This is a genomic window from Maribacter luteus (assembly GCF_009674825.1).
In the GTDB taxonomy this organism is placed as follows: domain Bacteria; phylum Bacteroidota; class Bacteroidia; order Flavobacteriales; family Flavobacteriaceae; genus Maribacter_A; species Maribacter_A luteus.
On record NZ_WKJH01000030.1, the window covers coordinates 24,099 to 49,442 of the forward strand.

Sequence of the window (25,344 nt, forward strand, 5' to 3'; positions counted from 1 at the left end):
TAAAAACAGGGCTTTACAAAGATTATTATTGAAAATGGATTTAAAAAAAACATAGACTTCCTATGGACAAGCCCCTATTTTGATATTGACCACCTCTTTCTTTAAGAAGACATTATGTGTATCTTGTTTGTAAATCAAAGAGGTTAGTCCTATGGCAACAACAAAGTATTTAATGGCCACTTTTATGTTTTTCATCCTTATTGGGAATGCCCAGGATCGAAAAAAAGAATTAGATAGTTTAATATTACACGCCCAATCATTGCCCGATGACACTCTAAAGGCTAAAGTATTGTCAAGAATACATGAGCGAATGATGTTTATGGATGCCGAGCGGGCAAAAGCCTATGCACAACAAGCATTTGATCTTTCAAAAAAAATTGGTTACGAAAGAGGTATTGGCAATGGTTACCTACAATTTGGCAATTATTATTACAATCAATCTAAAAATGATTCTTCCGAAATATACCACAACCTTGCCCTAAAGAAATTCGAAGAGATCAAATCTGTAAAAGGTCAGATTTTTGCCTTGCACTCCTTGGCTACAATTGAAATGGAAAAAGGTGATTATGACAAAGCCATTGTATTGACCAAATCCATATTGGATATGTACAATGACGATAACCGAAAGAATTCTGATTTAGGAAAATTTGACCTACGAGGTTCAGAATATGAGATATTGGGAGAAATATACTTTGAAAAAGGGAATTATAAAATTGCACTTGAACATACACTAACAGCCTTAAGATTTTTTGAGGATAAGTCAGATGAAGTAAGAACTGCTGATGCTTTGAAACAGTTGGCCGATATAGAATTTCAACTTGAAAATTATGATTCCAGTATCGAATATGCCGAAAAAGCAATATCTATATATGAGAAACACGATGACAAGATTTATATGAGCTATGCCTATAATACCGCTGGTTTGGCTGCCGAAGAATTGGGTGATTCTCATTTGGCTCACAAACACTTCGATACGTCTATTATTTTAGCCCGTGAAATGAATGTGCAAACAATGATATCACAATCTCTAAATGATTTAGCAAGACTACATTACAATAAGGGGGAATATTCAAAATCCAGAATATTGCTAAAAGAATCCCTTGCACTTTCAGAACTACAGGATATTAAGTTAAACCAGACAGAAGCACTTCAGGAAATAGCGAATCTCGACGTCAAAGAAGGTAAGTTTGAACAGGCTTTAACCCACATAAATAAGAATATTGCCATTTCAAAAAAAATCGGGGCCCTACCCACTTTACGAGATGCGTTAAAAACGAGGGCAGAAATTAGAAATGGCCTAAATCAATCCAATCTTGCTTACAGGGACCTTCAAGAATACCAATTTTTAAACGACAGCATATTCAATATTAAAAAATCCCAACAAATTGAAGAGTTGAAGGCTATCTATGAAACTGAAAAAAAAGAAACAGAAATAGCCCTGCATAAAGAAGAAATCAACACCCTTAATGAAAAAGCAAAAGTGGATAAACTTACCAAAGGTCTATATGCAGGTGGAATGTTCACTTTTGTAGCCGTATCCGGTTTATTGTTCTTTGGTTTTAGACAACGGATGAAAAGGAACCGTATAGCCCGTGAAAAGCAAGAAGAAATTTACAAGCAAGAGATTGCATACAAAAAGAAAGAGCTTACGAGCCAGACCCTTCACCTTGTACAAAAGAATACCTTCATCCAAGAGTTGATGGAGAACCTACAGAACATCAAAAACTCACCCGAGAAGTTTAAAATGGAGTTTAGACGTATCGTAATGCTTTTAAAGAAAGAAAATGCATCTGACAAGGACTGGGAAGTCTTTAAGACCTATTTTTCAGAGGTGCATAATGACTTTGATCAAAAACTGAAGACCTTATCTGAAGTTATTTCGGAAAAAGAGATTCGATTGGCGGCCTTTTTACGCATGAACCTGACCACGAAGGAGATTGCCGCCACGTTGAATGTTTTACCGGACAGCATATTAAAATCAAAGTACCGGTTAAAAAAGAAATTGGGCTTGAACAAAGAAACCGATTTAACCCAATTCTTAAATTCGCTGTAAGTATGCTGTATTCAATACACAATATTTAATCGTATACGATTATCACTCGTTTATTCCCTTAAGTTTTTGGCATGTATTATTAGAATAAATGCATAAAAAAATTGCATACCGAACGTATTCAATATCTTTACCGCCTAAGATCTTACCCAGATAAGCAATGAATAAAAAAATCATTCTTTTTGATGGCGTTTGCAACCTATGCAACCGAACGGTGCAGTTCGTGATCAAACACGACAAAAAAGATGAATTCCGTTTTGCTACACTTCAAGGTGAGATAGGGAAACAACTGGTTAAAGAACGCCATATCGATACCGATACTGTTGATTCCATTATTCTAATTGAACCTGGAATCGCCTATTACACCAAATCTACCGCTGCATTAAAAATAGGGGCTTCTTTCGGTGGAGCATGGAAACTGTTAAACGTACTGGATTTGATTCCCAGTAGTTTAAGTGATATCGTATACGATTTTGTTGCCCGTAACCGTTACAAATGGTATGGCAAAAAGGACGCGTGTATGATTCCTACACCCGAATTAAAGGCCAAATTTTTAGATTAGAACAATACCTTGCGTTGTTCCAAAAGAAAAATGATTGAGAATAGTCTTAAAGCTAGGAAAAAAGGCTTAGATTCAATATTGATAAATCGTATACGATTATAATACCCCACAGGTGCGACAATCTATCGGTTTAAGAAAATCATTGGCCCTTTCCCTAACCCAAAAGAACCTTTGCCTCTACCCTTTTCCCTATTCACGCATTCGTTGTTTTTAAATTCTAAAGTAAAAAGGAACTTGCTTCAACTTTAAAAACCAACATTATGAAAAAACTATTCCTTTTCCTGTTCTTGTTTCCGGTTATTTTCTATGGAAGCGATGTAATCACCCCTTCAAAAATCAATGAGGTTATCGTATATTTAAATGGAGCCCAAATAACTAGAAATGCAAACCTAAAACTAATTCCCGGCACCAATGAATTCACTTTTACAGGGCTTTCTTCTAAAATTGACGAAAGTAGTATACAGATAGCCGGACTTAAATCGGCCACAATACTTTCCATGGCATTTGATGTAGATTTTTTGGCACCTTCCACGGACAGCCCTGAAGTGGCTTTGTTAAAATCAAAGATCACCGTTGTAAATCGTAAGATAGCAGCATTGAAAAACACCATTTCCGGTTTGGAAGAAGAACAAAAAGTAATCAATGCTAATCGATTGGTGAGTGGTGAAAACCTTACTCTGGATTTGGAAAAGATAAAGCAGATAAGCACCTACTATCGGGAACGGATAACCACTATAAAAAACGAGATTTTCGATGCCAACATTGAAATCGATTCCCTTAAACTTGATTCCATTGCTTACCAAAAGCAAATGACCGAAATAAATAATTCTCCGGTTAAGGAACAAGGCGTAATACGTTTAAAACTAAATACTCCCATAGCATTATCCATACCCCTTCAAATATCGTATACGATTAAAGAGGCCGGTTGGATACCCAATTATGACATAAAATCAGTAAAAGTGAACGACCCTTTACTTTTAACATATAAAGCCCATGTGTATCAAAAATCAGGGGTGGACTGGAACAACGTAAAAATCACCCTATCATCAGGTAATCCAGCATTGAATGTTGCAAAGCCAAATGTATCCACAAAATATCTCGACTTTGTTAATCGGTATGCCAAACGAAACCAACATGCCATCAAAAAACAGAAATATTTTTACAATCCGACTGTCAAAAAAGTCACAGGTCAAGTCACAGATGCCTCAGGTTTGCCCCTGCCCGGTGCGAATATATTGGTCAAGGGAACTTCATATGGCACCCAAACCGATTTTGATGGTAATTACACCTTGGAAGTGGCTAACGGACAAGAATTGGTCATCTCCTATATCGGATTCGTTACCTACGAAGTTCCTATTTACTCCTCATTGATCAATTGCCGTTTGGAAGAGGATGCCCAACATTTGGATAAAGTAGTTGTCATAGGGTATGGTATTTCGGGAGCTTCTTCCGGAGTAAGGGTCAGAGGTGCATCCAGTACTTCAAACTACACGAAAACCCCTGAACCCGCTACCCCACTCTATATAATTGACGGGGTACCTGTTGAAGGCTTTATTGAAGGTGATTTGGATGAAAGCGAAATTCAGTCTATCGAAATACTCAAGGGTTCCAATGCCGAAGCACTTTATGGGAACAAGGGCAGAAATGGCATAATATTGATAACCACCAAAAAGAGCAACATAATAGAAGGCATATCCAATACTCGATTTGAAATAAAAAAGCCTTATTCCTTAGCGTCTGACGGGGATATTACGGCCATTGAATTGAATTCCTTCAATCTTAAGGCCCATTATGAACATTTCGCGGCACCGGTTATCAACGAGAATGTATTCATGACCGCAACTTTCCAAGATTGGGAAAAACATAATCTTTTGCCTGGGGAAGCCAATATCTATTTTGAAGGTAGATTTGCCGGTAAAACGACCATCGACCCCTATACGACCAAGAAAAAAATGACTTTATCGTTGGGTATAGACCCGAACATTACCGTAACCCGTACTCAAAACCGGAATTTTAAAAGAAAGTCATTTACAGGAAGTAACCGTATTCTGGACAGAACCTATGAATTAATGGTGAAAAACAACAAATCAGTCCCCATCCAATTAAAACTTATGGATCGCATTCCAATTTCCCAAAATAAGGAAATAAAGATAGATGATATACAAACTAATAAGGCCACCCATGATGCTAAAAAAGGTTTATTGACCTGGGAGCTTCAATTGGCACCGAAACAGAGCAAAACGGAATCTTTTTCCTTTAAGGTCAAATACCCGAAATACAAGTCTATTTCAATTTAAGGATAGTTCTCATAAAGAAGTGTGAAAAGCTCCTGAAATCGAACATGATCCACTAATTTTGCACCACTCATTTGGGGTTCGTTGACTTTTGATAGCGGACCCTAAAATTGTATAGGATGAAAAGTATATCACATTGGATTTTCGATTTTTTGGTTGATCAGGGACTGTCAGAATCATGGGCAGGGACCATAAATATGATCATTTTGCTCTTGGTCGTTTTGATCGTACTTTTTGTTTTGGATTATTTTTTAAGAAAAATGATTGTCGGTATATTCAACCGACTTTCACTTTTGTCCAAATCAAAATTCGATGACCTGATGGTAAAAAACAAAGTACCAAGGAACATCGCACATATTATTCCCGTTGTTTTGGCTTATAAGGCCATTCCAGAAATATTCCAAGATTTTCATAACGCAGAAATTTTCTTCTCCAAAACCATTGAGGTCTTTGGCATTGTTTTATTTCTATGGGTCGTTCGCAGTTTATTGAATACGTTCAAGGACTTCCTGAAATCCCTTGCCAGTCTTAGGGACAAACCAATTGACAGCTACATTCAAGTTTTCATGATATTTGCTTGGTCTATAGGTTTATTCTATGCTTTTTCGATTATTTCAGGTATTGAATTATGGAAATTCCTTACGGCATTAGGTACCGCATCAGCTGTAATCATCCTTATTTTTAAAGATACCATCTTAGGTTTCGTAGCCAGTATTCAAGTCTCGATCAATGATATGGTCCGTATTGGGGATTGGATTACTTTTGAGAAATACGGAGCCGATGGGGATGTGATCGAAATTAACCTTGCTACGGTAAAGGTTCAGAACTTCGACAAAACCATTACCACCATCCCGACCTATGCCCTTATATCAGACTCCTTTAAGAACTGGAGGGGAATGGAGGATTCGGGAGGAAGACGTATAAAAAGGTCCCTTATCATAAAACAGGATAGTATAAAATTCTTAACAAAGGATGATATCGAGGCACTTAAAAAAATTGAATTGATCCGTACATATCTAACGAATCGAAGTAAAGACATTGATACTTACAATACTGAAAAAGAAATCGATAAATCGCTCTTGATAAACGGAAAAAACCTAACAAATGTCGGTGTTTTCAGAAAATATATCGATAGGTACATCAATTCCCATTCTGGAATAAACAAGGACATGACCATCATGGTACGGCAATTACCACCCTCTTCCCAAGGATTGCCCATAGAGATTTATGCCTTTAGCAGCGATAAACGATGGGCGAACTATGAATATATCATGGCCGACATATTCGATCATTTATTGGCAGCCGTCCCTTATTTTAAACTTGAAGGTTTTGAATTGCCAAGTAGCACCAATTTTAAGGCATGAATTTATTATTTAGATGAATAACCCCGAATAAATTCCCTTAAGGCGAAATATTACATAATCAAGTCCCAAAAAGAAGGTAATCCGGTATTTGATATGGCAAAAGGATATTACCTAACTTCATCTAAATGATCATCCCAATTCTGAACATGGGGTTTTCCTAATTTACCGACTGACTTGGCCACAACCGTAGCTACAGTGGCATCACCCGTTATATTTATTATGGTTCGGCACATATCCAATGGTCTATCCACAGCGAATATCAATGCCAAACCTATAGCCAATTTATCAGCTGGAAAACCAACGGATTCCAATACGATGACCAACATAACCATTCCTGCTCCAGGAACCGCCGCAGAACCGATAGAGGCCAATAAAGCTGTAAGAACTATAATCAATTGGGCAGCCAGACCTAACTCAAAGTCCAATGCTTGAGCAATGAATACGGCTGCTACACCTTGATACAGACTTGTACCATCCATGTTAATCGTAGCCCCAACTGGCAATACAAAACTAGATACCTCCTTATCTACACCAATATGTTCTTCTACCCTTTCCATAGTTACAGGCAGTGTTGCGGCACTTGAACTCGTTGAAAATGCCAACAATTGGGCCGGACTGATTTGTTTAAGAAACCAAAACGGATTTAGTTTTGCATAGGTAGAAACAATGAAAATGTAGAAAACGACCATTAAGCAAAGTCCCAGAACTACAACCCCCGCATATTTAAGAAGGGCAAAAAGCAAATCCGGGTCACTCGAAGACACCACTACACTTGCCAAAAGGGCAAAAACGGCAACCGGGGCGGTCAACATAATCAAATCAACCATTTTTAGGACGACGTCATTCAGTGCGTCGAAGAATTTCTTAAGGGGTTTAGCCTTTTCCTCTCCGATCAATAACATTGATATTCCCATGAAGATCGTGAAAAAGATAACCTGAAGCATTAAACGGTTATCACTCATAGACCTAATGGCATTATCAGGTACCATGTTCTCCAAAAAACTCAGGGGTCCGGCCTCCTTTTGCCTAGATGCCTCAGCAATTTTTGAGGTAACCCCACTATCATTGGCATAAGTTTCGGTCAATCGGTCTATAGTCTCTTGGGAAATCCCTTCACCAGGTTGCATGATATTGACCAAAATCAAACCAATGGTTATGGCTACTATTGTGGTACACACATAAATAACAATGGTGCGTATTCCGATATTCTTGAATTTTGAAATATCCTTTAAATCCGAGATACCTTTTATTAGAGAAGCAAGTATCAATGGAATCGCTATCAGCTTCAGAAGTTTTACAAAAATCGTTCCTAAGGGTTTTATCCAATCAGAGACAAATTCACTTCCCCAACTAATCTGTGTCATGGCAAATCCAAATAAGATCCCGAGGATCATTCCGATTAAAATTTGCCAGTGCAATTCCATTTTCTTCATAAGCCTTTGTTTAAATGAATTGGAAATATACCAATTTGTTGGGAAAGGCGGAAGAAGTGACTATGAATTTATGGCCTTTGCAAGTAAAAAATAATCTGCCAATACCAGTGCTGTCATAGCCTCAACAATAGGTACGGCCCTAGGAACTACACAAGGGTCGTGACGACCTTTACCCTTTGTTGTTACCGTATTCCCTTCTTTATCAATGGTTTGATACGGTTGAATCACGGTAGCAACAGGCTTGAAGGCTACATTAAAATAAATATCCATACCATTACTTATCCCTCCTTGGATACCACCGCTAAAATTTGTTTTAGTCGTACCATCTGGATTGAATGCATCATTATGTTCACTACCTTTCATCATTACCCCTTCAAAACCGCTTCCGTATTCAAAACCCTTAACAGCGTTAATAGACAGCATGGCTTTGCCCAATTCGGCATGTAGTTTATCAAAAACAGGCTCTCCTAAACCAATCGGTACATTTTGGATTACACAAGTAATAACCCCGCCAATAGTATCCCCTTCTTTTCGAACATCCTTAATATAATCCTCCATTTTGGCCGCCATTTCTGTATCGGGACATCTTACAGGGTTCGACTCTATTAAGGAAAAATCCAATTCCTGATAATTTTTTTCCAATTTTAAACCGCCCACTTGGGAAACAAAGGCATTTATTTTCATCGAGGATAAAAACTGTTTGGCTATGGCACCGGCCACTACCCTACTGGCTGTTTCACGTGCCGAACTTCGACCACCACCTCTATAATCACGGAAACCATATTTTTTATCATAAACATAATCGGCATGGGAAGGTCTGTATGAATCCTTGATATGGGAATAATCCCCTGATTTTTGATTCGTATTATGAATCGCAAAACCGATGGGGGTACCTGTGGTCTTACCCTCGAAAATTCCCGAATAGAATTCTACCGTGTCGGGTTCCTTTCGCTGGGTCACAATGGCAGACTGGCCAGGCTTACGACGGTTCAATTCATTTTGTATTTCCTCCAGATCAATCTCTATTCCCGGGGGACACCCATCTAAAACGCCACCTATTGCCGCACCATGTGATTCACCAAATGTGGATAATTTAAAAAGGTTTCCGAAAGTATTCCCTGCCATGCGATTATATTAAGTTCATAGAGCGCCAAAGATAAATGTTAATGAACGGATTCAAAAATCAATTTACCAAAGCATTTTTTAAGATTGTAATAGGATGTAATGCATCCCTATCGGTGCCATCCTTTATCTGATGCCTACAACTGGTACCGTTGGCCGAAATAATGGTTGATGAATCGCTTTTTCGGATGGCCGGAAACAGTTTAAGCTCCCCGATCTGCATACTAACATCGTAATGTTCTTTCTCATACCCGAAAGAACCCGCCATTCCACAGCACCCTGAGCTTATAATGGAAACGGTATAATTCTCGGGCAAGTTGAGGATATCAAAAGTTACTTTTTGGTTGGATAAGGCCTTTTGATGGCAATGGGCGTGTATTTTTATGGTTTTTGCCTCTTTGGTAAACCTTTCCGATGTTAAATTCCCTTTTTCTATCTCTTTAGCCAAAAATTCCTCAACCAAGAAAGCGTTTGCCGCAATTTCGTCCATTTCCTCTTTGTTAGGCACCAAACGCTTATATTCATCCCTAAAGGATAATATGGCAGAGGGTTCCAAACCTAGTACCGGCACGTTCTGTTCAACGAATACCTTTAATTGCTTACTATTAGCGATTGCCAACTTTTGGGCTTGTTTTAAAAATCCTTTGGATAGGTAGGTTCGGCCACTTTCAGCATAAAAAAGCTGTACTTCGTATCCTAAACCTGTCAGAAGTCCAATTGCATCCTTGCCTAAGTCCGTATCCATATAATGGGTGAATTCATCTATATACAGGACCACTTTGGAATTTGAGCCAACAGATTCATTTAAAACGTTTTTGAGATACTTATCAAAATTAAAACTTGAAACTTTGGGCATGGTGCGTTCCCTGGCCACACCTACCGATTTTTTCATTAAACCACTAAGCACCTTGGAACCATATACCGCATTTGTAAGACCGGCAACCTTACTACTCATTTTATTGAGCTTAGAATTATGCGCAAACAATTTACTTCGCAGGGAATAGCCGTTTTTCTCCTGATATTGATATAAAAACTCAGCTTTTAAACTGGCAATATCCACATTACTTGGGCATTCACTCGCACAGGCCTTGCAGCTTAAGCAGAAATCAAAAACTTCCTTAAGTTCATTTTGACTGAACCTATCGCTCGCGCTTCCCGTGGTCAAAAACTCTCGAAAGGCATTGGCCCTGCCCCTGGTCGTATCTTTTTCATTTTTCGTTGCATGGTAACTAGGGCACATCCCCCCTTTGGCAAGATGGGTTTTGCGGCAATCCCCACTACCGTTGCACTTTTCTGCGGCCTTTAAAATACCTTCACTGTCTGAAAAATCCATCAAAGTAGGTATCTCCGGTTCCTCCCTATCCACTTCATAGCGGAATGACTCATCCATGGGATAGGCATCTACAATCTTCCCTGGATTGAATATCCCTTCCGGATCAAAATAAGATTTAATCCGCTTAAGCAGTTCATAATTTTCTTCCCCGACCATTATTGGGATAAATTCCGCACGAACGATCCCATCACCATGCTCCCCACTGAAAGAGCCTCTATATTTCTTTGTGAGCTTGGCTACATCTGTGGTAATGGCCCTAAACAAAGCCACATCCTCTGACTTTTTAAGGTTTAAGATCGGCCGCAAATGAAGTTCTCCCGCCCCTGCATGGGCATAATAAACAGCATTCTGCTTATACCCTTTCATGATTGCAGTAAATTCGGATATAAAGGCATTCAGGTCTTCCAAAGCGACTGCCGTATCTTCAATACATGCCACCGCCTTTCTATCACCAACGATATTCCCCAAAAGGCCAAGACCGGCCTTTCGCAGCTCAATTGCTTTTGCAATATCCCCACCATAGAGAATAGGGTTGGCATAGCTCAACCCAGATGCGGTTATCGTAGCTATCAATTTTCCTATCTCTTGTTGCAGCTCTTTTTCAGTATTTGCCTTAAGCTCCAACATCAACAAAGCGGCTGGATCACCCTCAACGAAAAATCTATTCTGAAGCTGGGTCGTGTTATTCTTGGTACAATCCAAGATGACCTTATCCATCATCTCACAAAGATGAAGACCATGCTTCATTACGGGAATCACATCACTGAGACAATCTTCCAACGTACGGTAATGCGTGACAACCATAGCGGAATATTTGGGAGGAAGTTCATCTAATTGCACGGTGATTTCTGTTGTAAAAGCCAACGTACCTTCGCTACCTGTTAGTAATTCACAGTAGTTGAATTGTTCTTCCGGGCCACCGAAAATACCGCTTTTCAGTAAGTCATCCACGGCATAACCCGTATTGCGCCTATGAATTCCCGGTTTCGGGAATTCTTCCTTTATTCGTTCTTGTACTTCTTTGTTTGATAGTTCTTTATAAATATTTTTATAAAGTTTTCCTTCAAGTGTATTTAAAGTAATTTTCTTATCAAATTCTTCTTTGGAAAGTGGTTTGAACTCCACTTCCGAACCGTCTGACAAAATCGTCTTTAATGAAATTACCTTATCACGGGTTACCCCATACTGGATTGATGTTGTACCTGAAGAATTATTGCCGACCATACCCCCTAACATACAACGGTTGGATGTTGATGTGTTTGGCCCAAAAAACAATCCGTACGGCTCTAGATATTGATTGAGCTCATCACGAATGACACCGGGCTGCAAGGTTACCCGTTTATTGGCTATATCAAGATCGATGATTTCCGTGAAGTGTTTCGACACATCAACAACGATTCCGTCACCTACACACTGGCCAGCCAATGAAGTACCTGCCGTCCTAGGGATTAGCCCCACCTTGTTTTTCGAAGCGTAGGCAATCAATTTCTTAATATCCCCTATATTCTTAGGAAATGCCACAGCCAAGGGTATTTTTCGATACACGGAGGCATCGGTGGCATATAATGTGGTACTTAGATTATCGGTCAATAGTTCCCCAGCTAAACCTTCCTTCAATAAATCCATATGCTCCATAATTGGCCTGGTACGATTTTGGTTGCAAAATTAAGATATTATTTTCAGCAAAATAAAGAATCGTTATTTTTACAACTCTAAAATCAAATCTTATGAAATTTTTAAAAACACTTACGTTAATTGCTTTTTTCGCTTCATTTTCCTTTGGTTTCGGCCAAGAAATCTCAGAGCATGCCATAGGTCTTCGAATGGGGGACAGTGATGGTTTTGGTGCAGAAATATCTTACCAAAAATCAATATCCAGATACAATCGCCTCGAAGTGGATTTAGGCTGGCGCGATAACAAAAACTACAATGCCTTTAAATTAGCAGGTATATACCAATGGGTATTACCTTTGGACGGCAACTTCAACTGGTACTATGGAGTTGGTGGGGGATTAGGAAATGTTGATATCGACTTTGATGACGACAACGACGGGTTGTTCATCTTTGGAGCGGGCGATATAGGAATTGAATATAATTTTGATATTCCGTTATTAATATCGTTGGACTTTAGACCTGAGATCGGTTTAATTGGTTATGACGGTTTCTCTGATAATTTTGACTTTGATATTGCCCTAGGAATACGGTACCAATTCTAAAACACTGACATTCAAAAAGAAAGAAAGCACTGAACATTCGTTCAGTGCTTTTTATTTATGGGCACTAATAACTACATTTGCAATTCATATAAATAAATATCGAATGAGAAACATTTTTTTAGCCATAATCGTCTTAGGATTAATGGCAAGCTGCAATTCTAAACCGGAAGGCTATTCAATAAACGGAACACTTACTGGTGATGTTGCCGATGGTACCGCCGTCTATTTGAAAAGAAGTGGAGAGAACAATCGCCTGGTTGAAGTGGATACCGCCGAAGTAAAAGGCGGAACTTTTGTTTTCGAAGGACAGCAAAACCAACCTGAAATGCATTACATTTTCATAGACCAACTGGGCGGTTACGCCGCTACTGTACTTGAAAATGGCGATATAGAATTCACTGCCCACAAAGACAGTCTTGGCTTGGCAAAGTCTACTGGCACCCCGCAAAACGAATTTCTATATGACTTTCAAAAAAACTCAAGAGAAGTATCCCAGCAAGCAATGAACATTCAAAAAGACCTAAAGGCCGCATCAAACAGTAGGGATACGGTTCTGATAAACTCATTGAAAGAAGAGCTGAACGATCTAAGGGGTGAATATGAAGAATTTGAATTGGGCTATATCAAGGACAACCCCAACGCCTTGATTTCCGCTTTACTTATAGATAGGGCCATAAACACAAGGACATCGACAACGGAAGAACTACAAACCCTATTCAACGGACTTTCTGCCGAAATCAAAGAGACCGAAGCTGCAAAAAAAGTTAAGAAAACACTGGATGAATTAAAGAAGCGTGAAGAAAACTCCAAAAACACAAGCGTTGGAGCCGTGGCTCCTGATTTTTCAGCCCCTTCGCCTAGCGGGAAACTTTTGGCCCTAAACGATGTTAAAGGAAAAGCAACGTTAATCGATTTCTGGGCAGCTTGGTGCAGACCTTGCCGGGCAGAAAACCCAAACGTGGTAAAAGTTTACGACAAATACAAGGAAAAAGGCCTGAGTATCATAGGCGTTTCACTGGACAAAACAGCTGAAGCATGGAAAAAAGCCATTGAGGACGACGGATTGGAATGGCACCATGTTTCCAACATCGCCTATTTTGACGATGCCATAGCAAAGCTTTATAATGTTGACGCTATTCCTGCTACTTTTTTATTGGACGAAAACGGGGTTATCGTAGCAAAAAACCTTAGAGGTCCTGCTTTAGAGGCCCGTATATCGGAAATGCTGAATTAAGCACATTACTTCTTTTTAAATAAAAAAATCCCTTCCGTTTAACCGGAAGGGATTTTTTTATTTAGTAGTTTGCTAAAATTTGTTTCTTACATCATCATAGTTTCCTGATACATTTACAGTTCCATTTTTTACGACCGAACCAAAAATATTAACTACGGAGTCATTTCCGATAAATTCCAATTTCGCCCCATCATTCAAAATAAGGTCTCCATAAATAGTAAGGTTCCCCTCGACTATAAACGTTGCCCCTTCATCAACCACCACATCTTTTCTTTTATTGTTTCTTCCAACAACCAATGTACCGTACATTTCGAAAAGAGCATCACTATAAACATCCACTCCATTGTTAACGGTCCACGAACCACAAAGCAACAAGGTACCGGCAACTTCAATATTAGCGAATCTTTTTGAGCCACTATACCCCTTATCTTCACCTAACCTTACATTTAAATCAGAACTGCCCGAATAAGTCGAAAGGGAACTACAACGGGTAGACAAACTTTCGCTTGTCCTATTCAATTTGATAATTTGCAACCCACTTTTTCCTGAAGCCGCAAAAATATAATCGTCTTTTGATTCTACATAGTTTATAGAGCCTTCTAACTGAATAACCCCGTATAAATCGGCATCATCCCCATTGTCTTCGGAAAGACAAAGTCCGGAACCACCATTGGCCATGAGTATCATTTCCTCGTTCAAAGCAACTGCATTGGTCTCACTTCCCTCTGTCGAAGTTGCGCTAGGGTCGATCAACACAGGTAAATATTCGATTAAAGAACCACTAGCCACATTATATAATCCGGCGCCTATTGAACCCTCGGAAACAATCACCTTGCCATCTTTGAAAGCCAAAGTTCGCTTTGTCGCTGCACCAAAATCAGTATTTATAGGTATTTCTTTTATTACATTTAGATTATCATCCAGTATGCTTACTCCGCTACCAGCATCAAGAACAGCGAATTGACCATTGTCCATTTTCACAGACCTCAAGTCCTGAAATGGGGCTTCATTTAAAATACTTAAGTCACTTTTGTTATAAATGGTTACGGTACCATCGCCACCGCTTGAAACTACCACGGTATTAGAAGTTACTTCTATATCTGTACTATTGTAACCCTCCTGAAAACCATAATCGATTCCAGCATTTGTATACATCCTTCCTCCTGAAGCCGGGATTTTTGCAACAAAAGAATTTGAAGTAGCCGTAACGGATTTTTCTGAATCAACCCCTCCGACTGCATAAATATACCCATCACTATATTCAATAGCATTTAAATCAGCATTTACATAATACAATCTAGAAGTAACTTTCGGATCAGTAGGATCACTTACATCAATAATGTCTATACCTCCGGCATAATCATCTTCAACAGTATTATAGGAAACGTACGCATAATCTCCATCTACATGTACGTGAGAAGCAGTTAAGTCCTCACCTCCACTATAAGACGGGGGGTCAATTTGTGCGATCAAGGTAAGCGGGTAATCACCAGCCTCATCGACTTTGGAAGCACTGGCTTGTTTTCCTGAAATATTAACTTCCTCTGCAATTTCCAGTACTCCAGCATAATCAAAACTTACACTGTTGTCTAAAATCTGTTCGTTGCCTTCTAATTGTATATCGTCCTGAAAATCACTAAAGACCGTAGTTTCATCACTACAAGACATAATCAATAAGAAAATTGAACAAAGTAGTAGGTTTACTTTTTTCATTTTAAAATTTGGTTTTGGTTTAGATTTAGGTTTCTATATTAACGCCAAAATTACATAATGCGTATATTCCCAAAGTAATATTTACAATGAAATACCAATAAACAAGAGGAACGGTAAAAACCACATTGAATCTTCGCCCTTTCCTCCCTTTTGTTGATCAATTCTAGATTTTCCCAAGCTTTTCCATAATGAAAAGAATAACTATTGGAACGGCAAGAAGTATAACCATCATCGTGTCGGTTACCAAAAGATCAGGTTTAAACAATAATGTTGCTACATAACCCCCCATAGCTCCTCCAAAATGAGCGGTATGCCCAATGTTACCCAATCGTTTTTTCATGCCGTATATGGAATACAATAGATAACCAATACCGAGGACATAGGCTGGTAAGGGTATAGGAATGAACATAATCCCCAAACGCATATCCGGTTGCAACAAAATTGCAGTATACAATATGCCCGTAACAGCCCCACTCGCGCCTACCGCACTATAATAAGGCTCATTCTTATGAAAAACCAGTGCCAATAGACTCCCCGCTACAAGACTTATAAAATATATGCCTACAAATTTTATGGGACCAAACCAATTTATGACCACATCGGCGAAAAAGTAAAGTGTAAGCATATTCATGAACAAGTGGGACATATCCACGTGTAAAAACCCTGAAGCAAGCATTCTGTCCTTCTGTCCGCCCTTTATCCCCCCTATACTGAATTTATATCTTTCAAAAAATCCAGTGTCGTTAAAACCTTTTAAAGATGCTATTACATTAGCCGCTATAATGGCGATGGTAGCGATGTTTAGATTATACATGTACTTAGGCGTTATATTTCGAGCCAAATATAGCTATATTTGCGCTTTACTACGTAATACATGCAACTACTTGCCTTTATTTTAATATACCCTTTATTATGGGTAATTTCAATCCTTCCACATCATATATTCTATGGGTTTTCCAATGCCGTATACTTTTTGGTGTATCGAATAATCGGATACCGCAAAGATGTGGTACGCAATAATCTAGAATTGGTTTTCCCCAACAAACGAAAAGAAGAATTGACCGCAATTGAAAAAGGCTTTTATCGCCACATGTGCGATATGTTCCTGGAAATGGTCAAAGGCATGAATCTTTCCAAAGAAGCTTTTCGAAAGAAATACAATGTCCTTAATGCCGAAGTACTTCGTGAAATCGAAAAAGAAAAAAGCGTACTGATCCTCTGCTCCCACTATGCTAATTGGGAATGGAATGTAAGCATCAACAATTACGTAGAATCCAAAGGATATGCGGTATATCAAAAAATCAGCAATTCTTATTTCGACAAACTGGTCAGAAAGATCAGGGCAAAATGGAACACTTCTTTAATCTCACAACAAGAAACCACCAAAACGGTGATACGTAACCATAAGAACAATATCCCTGCCATATACGGTATGGTCAGTGATCAATCGCCACAAGTAAAGAGAGCCCATTATTGGAAAGAATTCATGGGTGTAAGGGTCCCCATATTCAACGGGGCCGAAACCTTGGCCCGGAAACTTGATCTAGCTGTGGTCTTTTTAAAAGTCAGCAAGGTAAAACGTGGCTATTACCAAGCCGAGTTCATACCCATTACCCTATCAGGAAGCAGCACTGAAAAAAACGAGATTACCGATAAGTTCATTGAACTTACCGAACTTCAAATCAAAGAAAGACCGGAACACTACCTGTGGACGCATCGTCGATGGAAACACCGCGGCAAAGAACCAAAATAATCTTTTCGACACCTTACCTAGGTTGGTTGATTTAAATACCAGCTATACTCTTGATCTCACCAATAATACGATCCGCAAGGCCATCAGCCTCATTTTGACTTTTAGCTTCCGTATAGATTCGGATTATAGGTTCGGTATTCGACTTACGTAAGTGCACCCAATTTTCAGCAAAATCGACCTTTACACCATCAATGGTAGAGATTTCTTCCTCACTATATTTATCCGCCATAGCTTTCAAGATACCATCCACATCCAATTCAGGAGTCAACTGAATTTTCTTCTTACTCATAAAATAGCTCGGATAGCTATCGCGTAATTCCTTGACCGTTCCCCCTTTTTCTGCCATCAACATCAAAAACAACGCCGTACCCACCAAAGCATCACGGCCATAATGGCTCTCAGGATAAATAATTCCACCATTTCCTTCACCGCCTATAATCGCCTTATTCGCCTTCATTTTGGTCACCACATTCACTTCACCTACAGCGGCAGCCTCATAAGTACCACCATGCTTTTCGGTAATATCCCTTAAAGCCCTGGAAGACGATAAATTAGAAACAGTATTCCCTTTCGTTTTACCCAGTACATAATCCGCACAGGCCACCAAGGTGTATTCTTCCCCGAACATCTCCCCATCGTTACTGATAAATGCCAAACGATCCACATCCGGGTCCACTACAATACCAAAGTCCGCTTTTTCTTTTACAACAAGTTCACAAATGTCCCCCAGATGCTCTTTTAACGGCTCGGGATTATGAGGGAAATGTCCATTTGGATCACAATACAACTTTACCACTTCGACCCCTAAGGTTTCCAACAACTTAGGGATTGCAATACCTCCGGTAGAATTCACTCCATCTACCACTACTTTGAATTTTGCTTTTCGAATCGTATCGGCATCCACCAATGATAGATCCAAAACTTCATCAATATGAATATCGATATAGGCATCATTTTTGGTTACCTCACCAAGATCATCCACATCAGCAAATACAAAATCCTCACTTTCCGCAATCTCAAGGATTTTAGCCCCTTGTGCCGCATCTAAAAACTCCCCTTTTTCATTAAGTAACTTTAGGGCGTTCCATTGCTTAGGATTATGACTTGCGGTCAATATGATTCCACCGTCCGCTTTTTCCAGAGGAACGGCGATTTCAACGGTTGGTGTCGTAGAAAGATCCAAATCTATTACATCTACACCTAAGCCCACCAGTGTTGAAACCACAAGATTCTGGATCATTTCACCTGATATCCTAGCATCTCGACCAATAACAACTTTTAAATCATCTTTCTTTGAATACCCTTTTAACCATATACCGTAAGCAGCCGCAAATTTCACAGCATCAATCGGGGTTAAATTGTCCCCTGATTCACCTCCGATTGTACCTCGTATTCCAGATATTGATTTAATTAGTGTCATAATTTGTTAAAAGTTTTTTTGCAAATATAAAAGACTAATACCAATCCTAACCTTCAATTTGGTAAATTCGACCTTATGAATAAATTTATAGTCCAATGAATTTCCTGGCACATATATACCTTTCTTTCGGTGATGATGAAATTGCGATAGGCAACTTCATTGCAGACAGTATTCGTGGCAATAAAATAGACCACCTACCAGATCGCATACAAAAAGGGGTTATCCTACACCGGGAAATAGACACTTACACCGACTCGCACAGTATCCCTAAAATCAGTAGTAAGCGATTACACAAGAACTACAGTCATTATAGCCGGGTCATCGTTGACATTTATTATGACCATTTTTTAGCAAAGAATTGGAAAAACTATTCGGACACCCCCTTAAAAGTTTTCGTGAATGATTTTTACGACCTTTTAGAAAACAATTACACCATATTACCCAATGGCGTACAACGGATGATGCCCTATATGATCAGTGACAATTGGCTCTACAATTATTCTAAAATGGAAGGAATAGACAGGGTTCTGAACGGCATGAACCGCAGAACAAAAAATAAATCAAAAATGAATTTCGCTATTTTGGACCTTGAAGAACATTACACGGATTTTGAAAGGGAATTCACAGATTTTTTTAATGAACTAATCACCTTTTCAAAACATAAATATAAATCACTATAGCCTAATTTTCAATTATCAACCATTATTAATATGAAGCTTTACTTTAGATTATACCTTTTACTTCCCTTCCTAATTATCCTAATAAATTGCAAAGAACAACCGGCCAAACCTACCGGAGTGGTAACCAACAAAGCCATGGTAGTAACCGCCCGCGAAGAAGCATCGGCCATTGGCGCCGAAATACTAAAAAAAGGAGGCAATGCCTTTGATGCTATGGTAGCTACCGAAATGGCCTTGGTCGTCGCCTATCCGTTTGCAGGGAATCTCGGAGGTGGTGGATTTATGGTTTACCGTAAAAGCAATGGGGATTCGGGCGCAATTGATTATAGGGAAAAAGCCCCTTTATCGGCACACAAGGACATGTATTTGGACTCGCTTGGCAATGTTATTCCAGGCAAAAGCACCGTTGGGGCAACTGCCGTAGGGGTGCCCGGTACGATTGCCGGAATTTTTGAAGTTCATGAAAAGTTCGGGAGCTTACCCATAAAAGACATACTTGAACCTGTTATAACCTTGGCCGAAAAGGGAGTTGTCGTAACCGAAAAACAAGAAGCACGCTTAGAAAAATACGGAGAACAGATACTTAAAGTAAATGGAGATAAAACATTGTTTTTCAACACATGTAAAAAGGGAGACACTTTAAAATATTCAGCATTGGCAAACACCCTTAAACGTATTTCCCAAAATGGTCGTGATGAATTTTATAAAGGGGAAACAGCTCAGAAGCTTACTTCATTTATTCAAGAAAAAGGAGGTTATGTCACAATGGCAGACTTGGCCAAATACAAAGCGGAATGGCGACAACCTATTACGTTCAATTACAAGGGTTTGACTATCATTTCCATGAGTCCACCAAGTAGTGGTGGCGTTACCATGAACCAGATTTTTAAAATGATTGAACCTTATCAAATCTCGGAATTCGGCCATAATTCCACCAAAACCATCCAATTATTTACCGAAGCAAGTCGTAGGGCCTACGCCGATCGTAATTATTTTCTAGGAGACCCAGACTTTGTAGATATACCTTTAGATGTACTTTTAAGCAAGAAATACCTTGAAGAAAGAATGCAAGATTTTACTTTCGATAAGGCCACCTTATCTTCTGATATAGAACGAGGTAAAGTTCAAACTAATGAGAGTTCAGAGACTACACATTATTCCATAGTGGACGAAGAAGGCAATGCCGTTTCGGTAACCACGACCCTTAATGGCGCATATGGCTCCAAATTGTATTGCGACGAATTGGGTTTTTTCCTGAACAACGAAATGGATGATTTTAGCTCTAAGCCCGGGGTTCCCAATATGTTCGGCCTTATAGGAGCGGAAGCAAACAGTATTGCGGCCGAAAAAAGAATGTTGAGTTCCATGACCCCGACCATTGTTGAAAAAGACGGAAAGCTATGGATGGTAGTAGGCAGTCCTGGGGGCTCAACTATAATAACAGCAGTAGCACAAACCATTCTAAACACCTACGAATTTAAAATGAGCATGCAGGAAGCGGTCAATGCGCCTAGGTTCCACCATCAATGGTTACCCGATTATATAATTTTTGAAACTGAAGGGTTTTCAAAGAATGTCAAAGAAGAATTAAAATCCAAAGGATATATTATAAATGAAGGCAGAACACCTATTTTAGGAAAGGTAGATGCCATCCGGGTCTTACCTGACGGAAGATTGGAAGGAGGAGCGGATAAACGCGGTGACGACACAGCAGTTGGCTTTTAAATAGTGTGCCTTTAAATTATAGAACCCCAAAAATGTTTAGAAAATCAATTAAAATATTAATCGGTCTTGTTGCCTTACTAGCAATAGCATCTATAATTACCTATCTTATCTACAACGAACCCTTACCGAAAGGTCAAACTGGCCCTGAAGCCGATGCTTTAGCACAAAAGATGTTAACTGCGATCAACAATGAAGCTTATAAAAACACCCGGTATCTGGAATGGGGTTTTCGAAACGGTGAACATACTTATAAATGGGACAAGGCTTTGGGTAAGGTCAAAGTATCATGGGACGATATAATGGTCGACCTAAACCTGAGCCAAACCGAAAAAAGTAGGGTATACGATAAAGGTGAAATCATATCAGAAACGCAAGAACGGGACAAAACTATTAAAAAGGCCATAGATTTATTCAACAATGACTCCTTTTGGTTGGTAGCTCCGTTCAAGGTCTTTGACAAAGGAGTTGAACGCCGTATCGTGCCTATGGATGATGGCACAAAAGCACTTCTGATCACTTACACATCTGGCGGAAGCACTCCTGGAGACTCTTACTTATGGGAACTACAACCCAATGGTTTTCCGATAAGTTTCAAACTATGGGTAAAGATCATTCCTATCGGAGGGCTAAAAGCCACTTGGGACGACTGGCAATTGACCGAAAGCGGTGCATTTTTACCCAAAACCCATAGTCTAGGTCCAATTAAATTGGATATGGGTAATGTAAAAGCTTATAATCAGGATTAATATTCCTTGGTTTGTTAGTTTTAGAGTATTCACATCTTTATTTTTATAACTCTTTAGCCAATCTATAAAGCCAATGCCGGAAAAAAAGAAATTCGGAACGTTTGCTGGGGTATTTACCCCATCGGTCTTAACGATTTTAGGCGTGATCATGTATATGCGTCTTGGCTGGGTCGTAGGCAATGCCGGACTCTTGGGCACAATAGGTATTATCATAATTTCCCATGTTATAGCAGTTACTACAGGATTGAGTGTTTCTTCCGTTGCAACCGATAAGAAGATAGGTGCCGGCGGAATTTATTATGTATTGTCCCGAAGCATGGGCATTCCAATTGGTGGTTCTATTGGTATTGCCCTATATGTTGGTACCGCTTTTTCCATTGCTTTATACCTCATTGGATTCTCTGAAAGTTTCAACTCTTATTTCGGATACGGAATGACGGTAAACGATTATAGAGTTACCGGTACTATAGCTTTGGTAGCTTTGACCATTTTAGCTTTGATAAGCACATCAGTTGCTTTAAAAGCCCAATTTTTCATTTTGGCCGCCATTGCCCTATCCTTGATTTCCGTTTTTTTGGGAACCAATGAATTCGCACCTCAGGCTGTACCTTTATTTTCGACTGAAGACGCAGTTCCTTTAGAAGTCGTATTTGCAATATTCTTTCCCGCTGTTACAGGGTTTACCGCGGGTATTGCCATGAGCGGCGATCTAAAAGATTCCAAAAAATCGATTCCGATAGGCACCTTGGCCGCTATCGGCACTGGGTTAACGGTTTATATTCTATTGGCCGTTTTCATTGCCTTCACGGTTAATCCTGAGTTGCTGAAATCTGATTACAATATATTAATGAAAATTGCACTTTTCGCACCTGCCGTTGTCGCTGGTATTTGGGGAGCGACCTTATCTTCCGCTTTGGGCGGGATACTAGGTGGTCCACGCATTTTACAGGCCATGTCAATGGACAAAGTGACCCCTAAAATATTCGGCAAGGGCAAAGGTGAGAACAACGAGCCGGTAAATGCCCTTTTATTGGTTTTCATCATTGCCGAATCTGGCATTCTTATAGGGAAGCTGGATGTTATCGCCAGAGTGGTTTCCATGTTCTACCTCACGGCTTACGGATTCATAAACATATCCTATTTTCTGGAAAGTTGGGCAAATCCCGACTTTCAACCTTCCTTCAAAATAAAACGTTGGATCGGCCTTCTTGGTTTTATTGCTTGTTTTTTGGTCATGTTCAAACTCGATATGATTGCCATGATGGTAGCCCTAGGCGTAATCACTGCCTTATATTTTGCACTACAACGCAAAGAGGTGAAAGTGCAATCCAATGATGTATGGCGTAGTGTTTGGGAGAACGTTGTCAATAAAGGACTAAAAAAGATTGATGACAAAGACGATGAAAACACGAACTGGAACCCCAACATTATTCTCTTTAGCGGTAAAAGTGACCACCAGAAATACCTCCTGGAGCTCGGGAAAACCGTATCGGGAAGGACAGGCATCGTAACCAACTTTAAACTGATCCTTGACAAAAACAATGACACACCATTACGAAAAGTGGAGCAAACGGTCAGGGATGAAAATTTTAAGGAACTTGGTATTTTTGCAAGACAGATCAAGGTGGACAATATCTATTCTGGAATAACCAATATCGCCTCTACCTTTGGATTTTCAGGGGTTGAACCCAATACCATAATGATGGGATGGCCCAAAGGATTGGAAAATTCGAAAGAATATTCCAGAATGACGGAAACCCTATTACATCTGGATTACAACCTCTTGTATTTGGATTTTGACCGAAAATCGAAATTCGGGGATTACAAATCGGTCGATTTTTGGTGGCGTGAAACCGACAGTAAAAATGCTGAAATGATGCTGAACATTGCCCGGTTCATAATAGCCTCCCCAAGATGGGACAATCCGGATATCCGGGTCCTTTTCGTTAACAACAACAATGTATCCGTTGAACTTATTCACGATAAAATAGCAAAATTAGTGGAAGACCTACGTGTTAATGTGCAAATAAAGATCATCAACAATGCCGTGGAACAAAAGCCATTTTATGACATCATTGCCGAAGAGTCCGGCCAAACCAACCTAACCTTAGTCGGCATTCCCGATTATAAAATTGAAAAGCAGGCCGAGTTCGTTATGAAGACCAATCATTTGTTCCAAACAATAGGCTCTACCCTACTCGTTAAGGCAGCCCATAATTTCAATGAGCTGGATTTGGATTTAATCCAAAATGAATTGAACACGGTTGATGAATAGTTTTTCTGTTTGAAGGGTTATTCTATTATTTCACAATTAGAAAGCTCCTCAATTATCATTATTTTTAAACTAATAAAACATTCCGCAATGACATTCAGTATATTACAAAAAGAAGAAATAACCCCTGAAATCAGCAAACAGATAAGTGAGCTGTTCAATGTATTGAATGCCGAAATCAGTCAATGGGATATTGACCAGGTCTTATCACAAGGCAATGAATTTATCCTTGCATGTTCATGGGAGAATGATGAGTTGATAGGAATGGCCTCGTTGGCCACATATAAGGTCATCTCCGGTTATAAAGGTATGGTTGAAGATGTTGTGGTTTCACCCGAACAACGAGGTAAGGGAATTGGCCGAAAATTAATGGAATTACTCATCAAAGAAGGACAAAAACTGCATCTATCCGAAATACTACTTTTCAGTGGTCACCATAGAAAACCCGCAATAGCACTATATACGAGTTTGGGTTTTAATTTAAAGAACAGTGGGCTCTACACCCTTAAACTATAAATTAATTATTCCCTTGATTGAATTGACTTTTCAATTCTTCCATAGACTCCTGCAACTGCCTTAAAAGTCCTTTTTCCGTTGTCGCATCTATTCCAAAGGTAATTTTACTGTTAACCTGCCAAATTTCCTGAATCTGATGCGGTTCTATCTCGTAGGGTGGATAGGTTTCGTTCAAGGATATTAAAATGATATTGGTGGAAGTGGGGGCTTTTTCAATTTTTTTAACCAAGACCGAATCCTGCAAAACGATCACATATATTTTATTAGGACTAACATCGGAAATATCCTCAACAGCTTTTGCCAACACCCATTCCCCAGGTTTAAGGTTGGGCAACATACTATCACCTTCAACTTGAAAACCGCGATATGTGGCATTCCGGAATTCTGGAAGCGGTATATCAAACGCCGGCAACTGTTTATACCAACTGGTATCTTGAATGTTCTGAGGGTAACCAGCGGCAGCTTTGGCATTGACCAGCACCATATTTTCGTTATCGGATGAATTAACGGTCACTACTTTAGGAATAACACTTGTATTAGACGGCTCTAAATACTGCTTATCACTTTCTGCAAATAACCATAGGGGATTAATTTTAAATTGCCTTAAAAGTTCGGCAACCACCTTGCCAGATAATTTGGTCCTACCCCGTTCAATATCCGCCGTGGTATTGCTAACACCCAAAACCTTGGCGAATTCGGCCTGGGTAAAGCCCAAAGCCCTACGAACTTCGGTAAACCGCTTCAATGTAAGTTCATTTTCCATACCCAAAGATACATAATTTGGAATATATCCAAAATATTTCTGGATTATTTCCATAATTAGGAATTATTCCATATTTTTGGATTATATACTAATTGAGAGATGGAAAAAAACATAATACAGGACAGTCTTAGCTTTTTTGCCTTTGTAG

19 protein-coding genes are annotated in these 25,344 nt (G+C 39.4%); 12 read left to right on the forward strand and 7 right to left on the reverse strand.

Annotated elements, in window-relative coordinates:
- The first annotated feature begins 151 nt into the window (after window positions 1–151).
- The 4 genes from GJ691_RS17290 to GJ691_RS17305 all read left to right on the forward strand — a co-directional run bounded on the left by GJ691_RS17290 (window position 152) and on the right by GJ691_RS17305 (window position 6,270).
- Complete coding sequence (locus GJ691_RS17290) at window positions 152–2,053, forward strand: tetratricopeptide repeat protein (protein WP_154369206.1); 1,902 nt, start codon at window positions 152–154, stop codon at window positions 2,051–2,053.
- Window positions 2,054–2,210: 157 nt separating this feature from the next.
- Complete coding sequence (locus GJ691_RS17295; protein ID WP_154369208.1) at window positions 2,211–2,612, forward strand: thiol-disulfide oxidoreductase DCC family protein; 402 nt, start codon at window positions 2,211–2,213, stop codon at window positions 2,610–2,612.
- 260 nt (window positions 2,613–2,872) lie between these two features.
- Window positions 2,873–4,909, forward strand: coding sequence for a DUF4139 domain-containing protein (locus GJ691_RS17300; protein WP_154369210.1), 2,037 nt, complete (start codon window positions 2,873–2,875; stop codon window positions 4,907–4,909).
- Window positions 4,910–5,025: 116 nt separating this feature from the next.
- Window positions 5,026–6,270, forward strand: a complete 1,245-nt coding sequence (locus GJ691_RS17305) for a mechanosensitive ion channel family protein (RefSeq protein WP_154369212.1) — start codon at window positions 5,026–5,028, stop codon at window positions 6,268–6,270.
- 107 nt (window positions 6,271–6,377) lie between these two features.
- Here GJ691_RS17305 and GJ691_RS17310 read toward each other — a convergent pair whose 3' ends face one another.
- Genes GJ691_RS17310 through GJ691_RS17320 form a run of 3 tightly spaced genes read right to left on the reverse strand, consistent with a single transcriptional unit; the run spans window position 6,378 to window position 11,784 of the window.
- Window positions 6,378–7,703 (reverse strand): dicarboxylate/amino acid:cation symporter, encoded by a 1,326-nt coding sequence (locus GJ691_RS17310; RefSeq protein ID WP_154369214.1) that lies wholly within the window; start codon window positions 7,701–7,703, stop codon window positions 6,378–6,380.
- A gap of 60 nt (window positions 7,704–7,763) precedes the next feature.
- On the reverse strand, window positions 7,764–8,828 hold the full coding sequence (aroC, locus tag GJ691_RS17315; RefSeq protein ID WP_154369216.1) for a chorismate synthase: 1,065 nt from the start codon (window positions 8,826–8,828) through the stop codon (window positions 7,764–7,766).
- A 58-nt stretch (window positions 8,829–8,886) separates the two neighbouring features.
- Window positions 8,887–11,784, reverse strand: coding sequence for an FAD-binding and (Fe-S)-binding domain-containing protein (locus tag GJ691_RS17320; RefSeq protein WP_425481750.1), 2,898 nt, complete (start codon window positions 11,782–11,784; stop codon window positions 8,887–8,889).
- A 101-nt stretch (window positions 11,785–11,885) separates the two neighbouring features.
- On the opposite strand from GJ691_RS17320, the gene GJ691_RS17325 reads away from it, so the two are divergent.
- Both GJ691_RS17325 and GJ691_RS17330 read left to right on the forward strand, forming a co-directional pair.
- The gene (locus tag GJ691_RS17325; protein WP_154369220.1) at window positions 11,886–12,374 is read left to right on the forward strand and encodes a hypothetical protein; all 489 of its coding nucleotides are present in this window, start codon (window positions 11,886–11,888) and stop codon (window positions 12,372–12,374) included.
- 103 nt (window positions 12,375–12,477) lie between these two features.
- A complete protein-coding gene (locus GJ691_RS17330) occupies window positions 12,478–13,608 on the forward strand; it encodes a TlpA disulfide reductase family protein (protein ID WP_154369223.1) in 1,131 nt (376 codons plus the stop codon).
- A gap of 72 nt (window positions 13,609–13,680) precedes the next feature.
- Here the strand turns inward: GJ691_RS17330 and GJ691_RS17335 are convergent, their stop codons facing one another.
- Window positions 13,681–15,321, reverse strand: coding sequence for an LVIVD repeat-containing protein (locus tag GJ691_RS17335; protein WP_154369225.1), 1,641 nt, complete (start codon window positions 15,319–15,321; stop codon window positions 13,681–13,683).
- A 163-nt stretch (window positions 15,322–15,484) separates the two neighbouring features.
- Complete coding sequence (locus tag GJ691_RS17340; RefSeq protein WP_154369227.1) at window positions 15,485–16,135, reverse strand: rhomboid family intramembrane serine protease; 651 nt, start codon at window positions 16,133–16,135, stop codon at window positions 15,485–15,487.
- A 60-nt stretch (window positions 16,136–16,195) separates the two neighbouring features.
- Here GJ691_RS17340 and GJ691_RS17345 point away from each other — a divergent pair, with 60 nt between their 5' ends.
- On the forward strand, window positions 16,196–17,074 hold the full coding sequence (locus GJ691_RS17345; RefSeq protein ID WP_154369229.1) for a lysophospholipid acyltransferase family protein: 879 nt from the start codon (window positions 16,196–16,198) through the stop codon (window positions 17,072–17,074).
- Window positions 17,075–17,105: 31 nt separating this feature from the next.
- Here the strand turns inward: GJ691_RS17345 and glmM are convergent, their stop codons facing one another.
- Complete coding sequence (glmM, locus tag GJ691_RS17350) at window positions 17,106–18,494, reverse strand: phosphoglucosamine mutase (RefSeq protein WP_154369231.1); 1,389 nt, start codon at window positions 18,492–18,494, stop codon at window positions 17,106–17,108.
- 95 nt (window positions 18,495–18,589) lie between these two features.
- Here glmM and GJ691_RS17355 point away from each other — a divergent pair, with 95 nt between their 5' ends.
- From GJ691_RS17355 to GJ691_RS17375, 5 genes are all read left to right on the forward strand, one after another.
- Entirely contained in the window at window positions 18,590–19,174 is a 585-nt protein-coding gene (locus tag GJ691_RS17355) for an acyl carrier protein phosphodiesterase (protein WP_154369233.1), read from the forward strand.
- A 30-nt stretch (window positions 19,175–19,204) separates the two neighbouring features.
- Window positions 19,205–20,899 (forward strand): gamma-glutamyltransferase, encoded by a 1,695-nt coding sequence (ggt, locus tag GJ691_RS17360; protein ID WP_154369234.1) that lies wholly within the window; start codon window positions 19,205–19,207, stop codon window positions 20,897–20,899.
- Between the two features lie 32 nt (window positions 20,900–20,931).
- Complete coding sequence (locus GJ691_RS17365) at window positions 20,932–21,645, forward strand: hypothetical protein (protein ID WP_154369236.1); 714 nt, start codon at window positions 20,932–20,934, stop codon at window positions 21,643–21,645.
- 73 nt (window positions 21,646–21,718) lie between these two features.
- On the forward strand, window positions 21,719–23,920 hold the full coding sequence (locus tag GJ691_RS17370) for an amino acid permease (protein WP_154369238.1): 2,202 nt from the start codon (window positions 21,719–21,721) through the stop codon (window positions 23,918–23,920).
- Window positions 23,921–24,007: 87 nt separating this feature from the next.
- Entirely contained in the window at window positions 24,008–24,433 is a 426-nt protein-coding gene (locus GJ691_RS17375; protein WP_154369241.1) for a GNAT family N-acetyltransferase, read from the forward strand.
- 1 nt (window position 24,434) lies between these two features.
- On the opposite strand, the gene GJ691_RS17380 is transcribed toward GJ691_RS17375, so the two are convergent.
- The gene (locus GJ691_RS17380) at window positions 24,435–25,196 is read right to left on the reverse strand and encodes an XRE family transcriptional regulator (protein WP_154370055.1); all 762 of its coding nucleotides are present in this window, start codon (window positions 25,194–25,196) and stop codon (window positions 24,435–24,437) included.
- Between the last annotated feature and the right edge of the window lie 148 nt (window positions 25,197–25,344).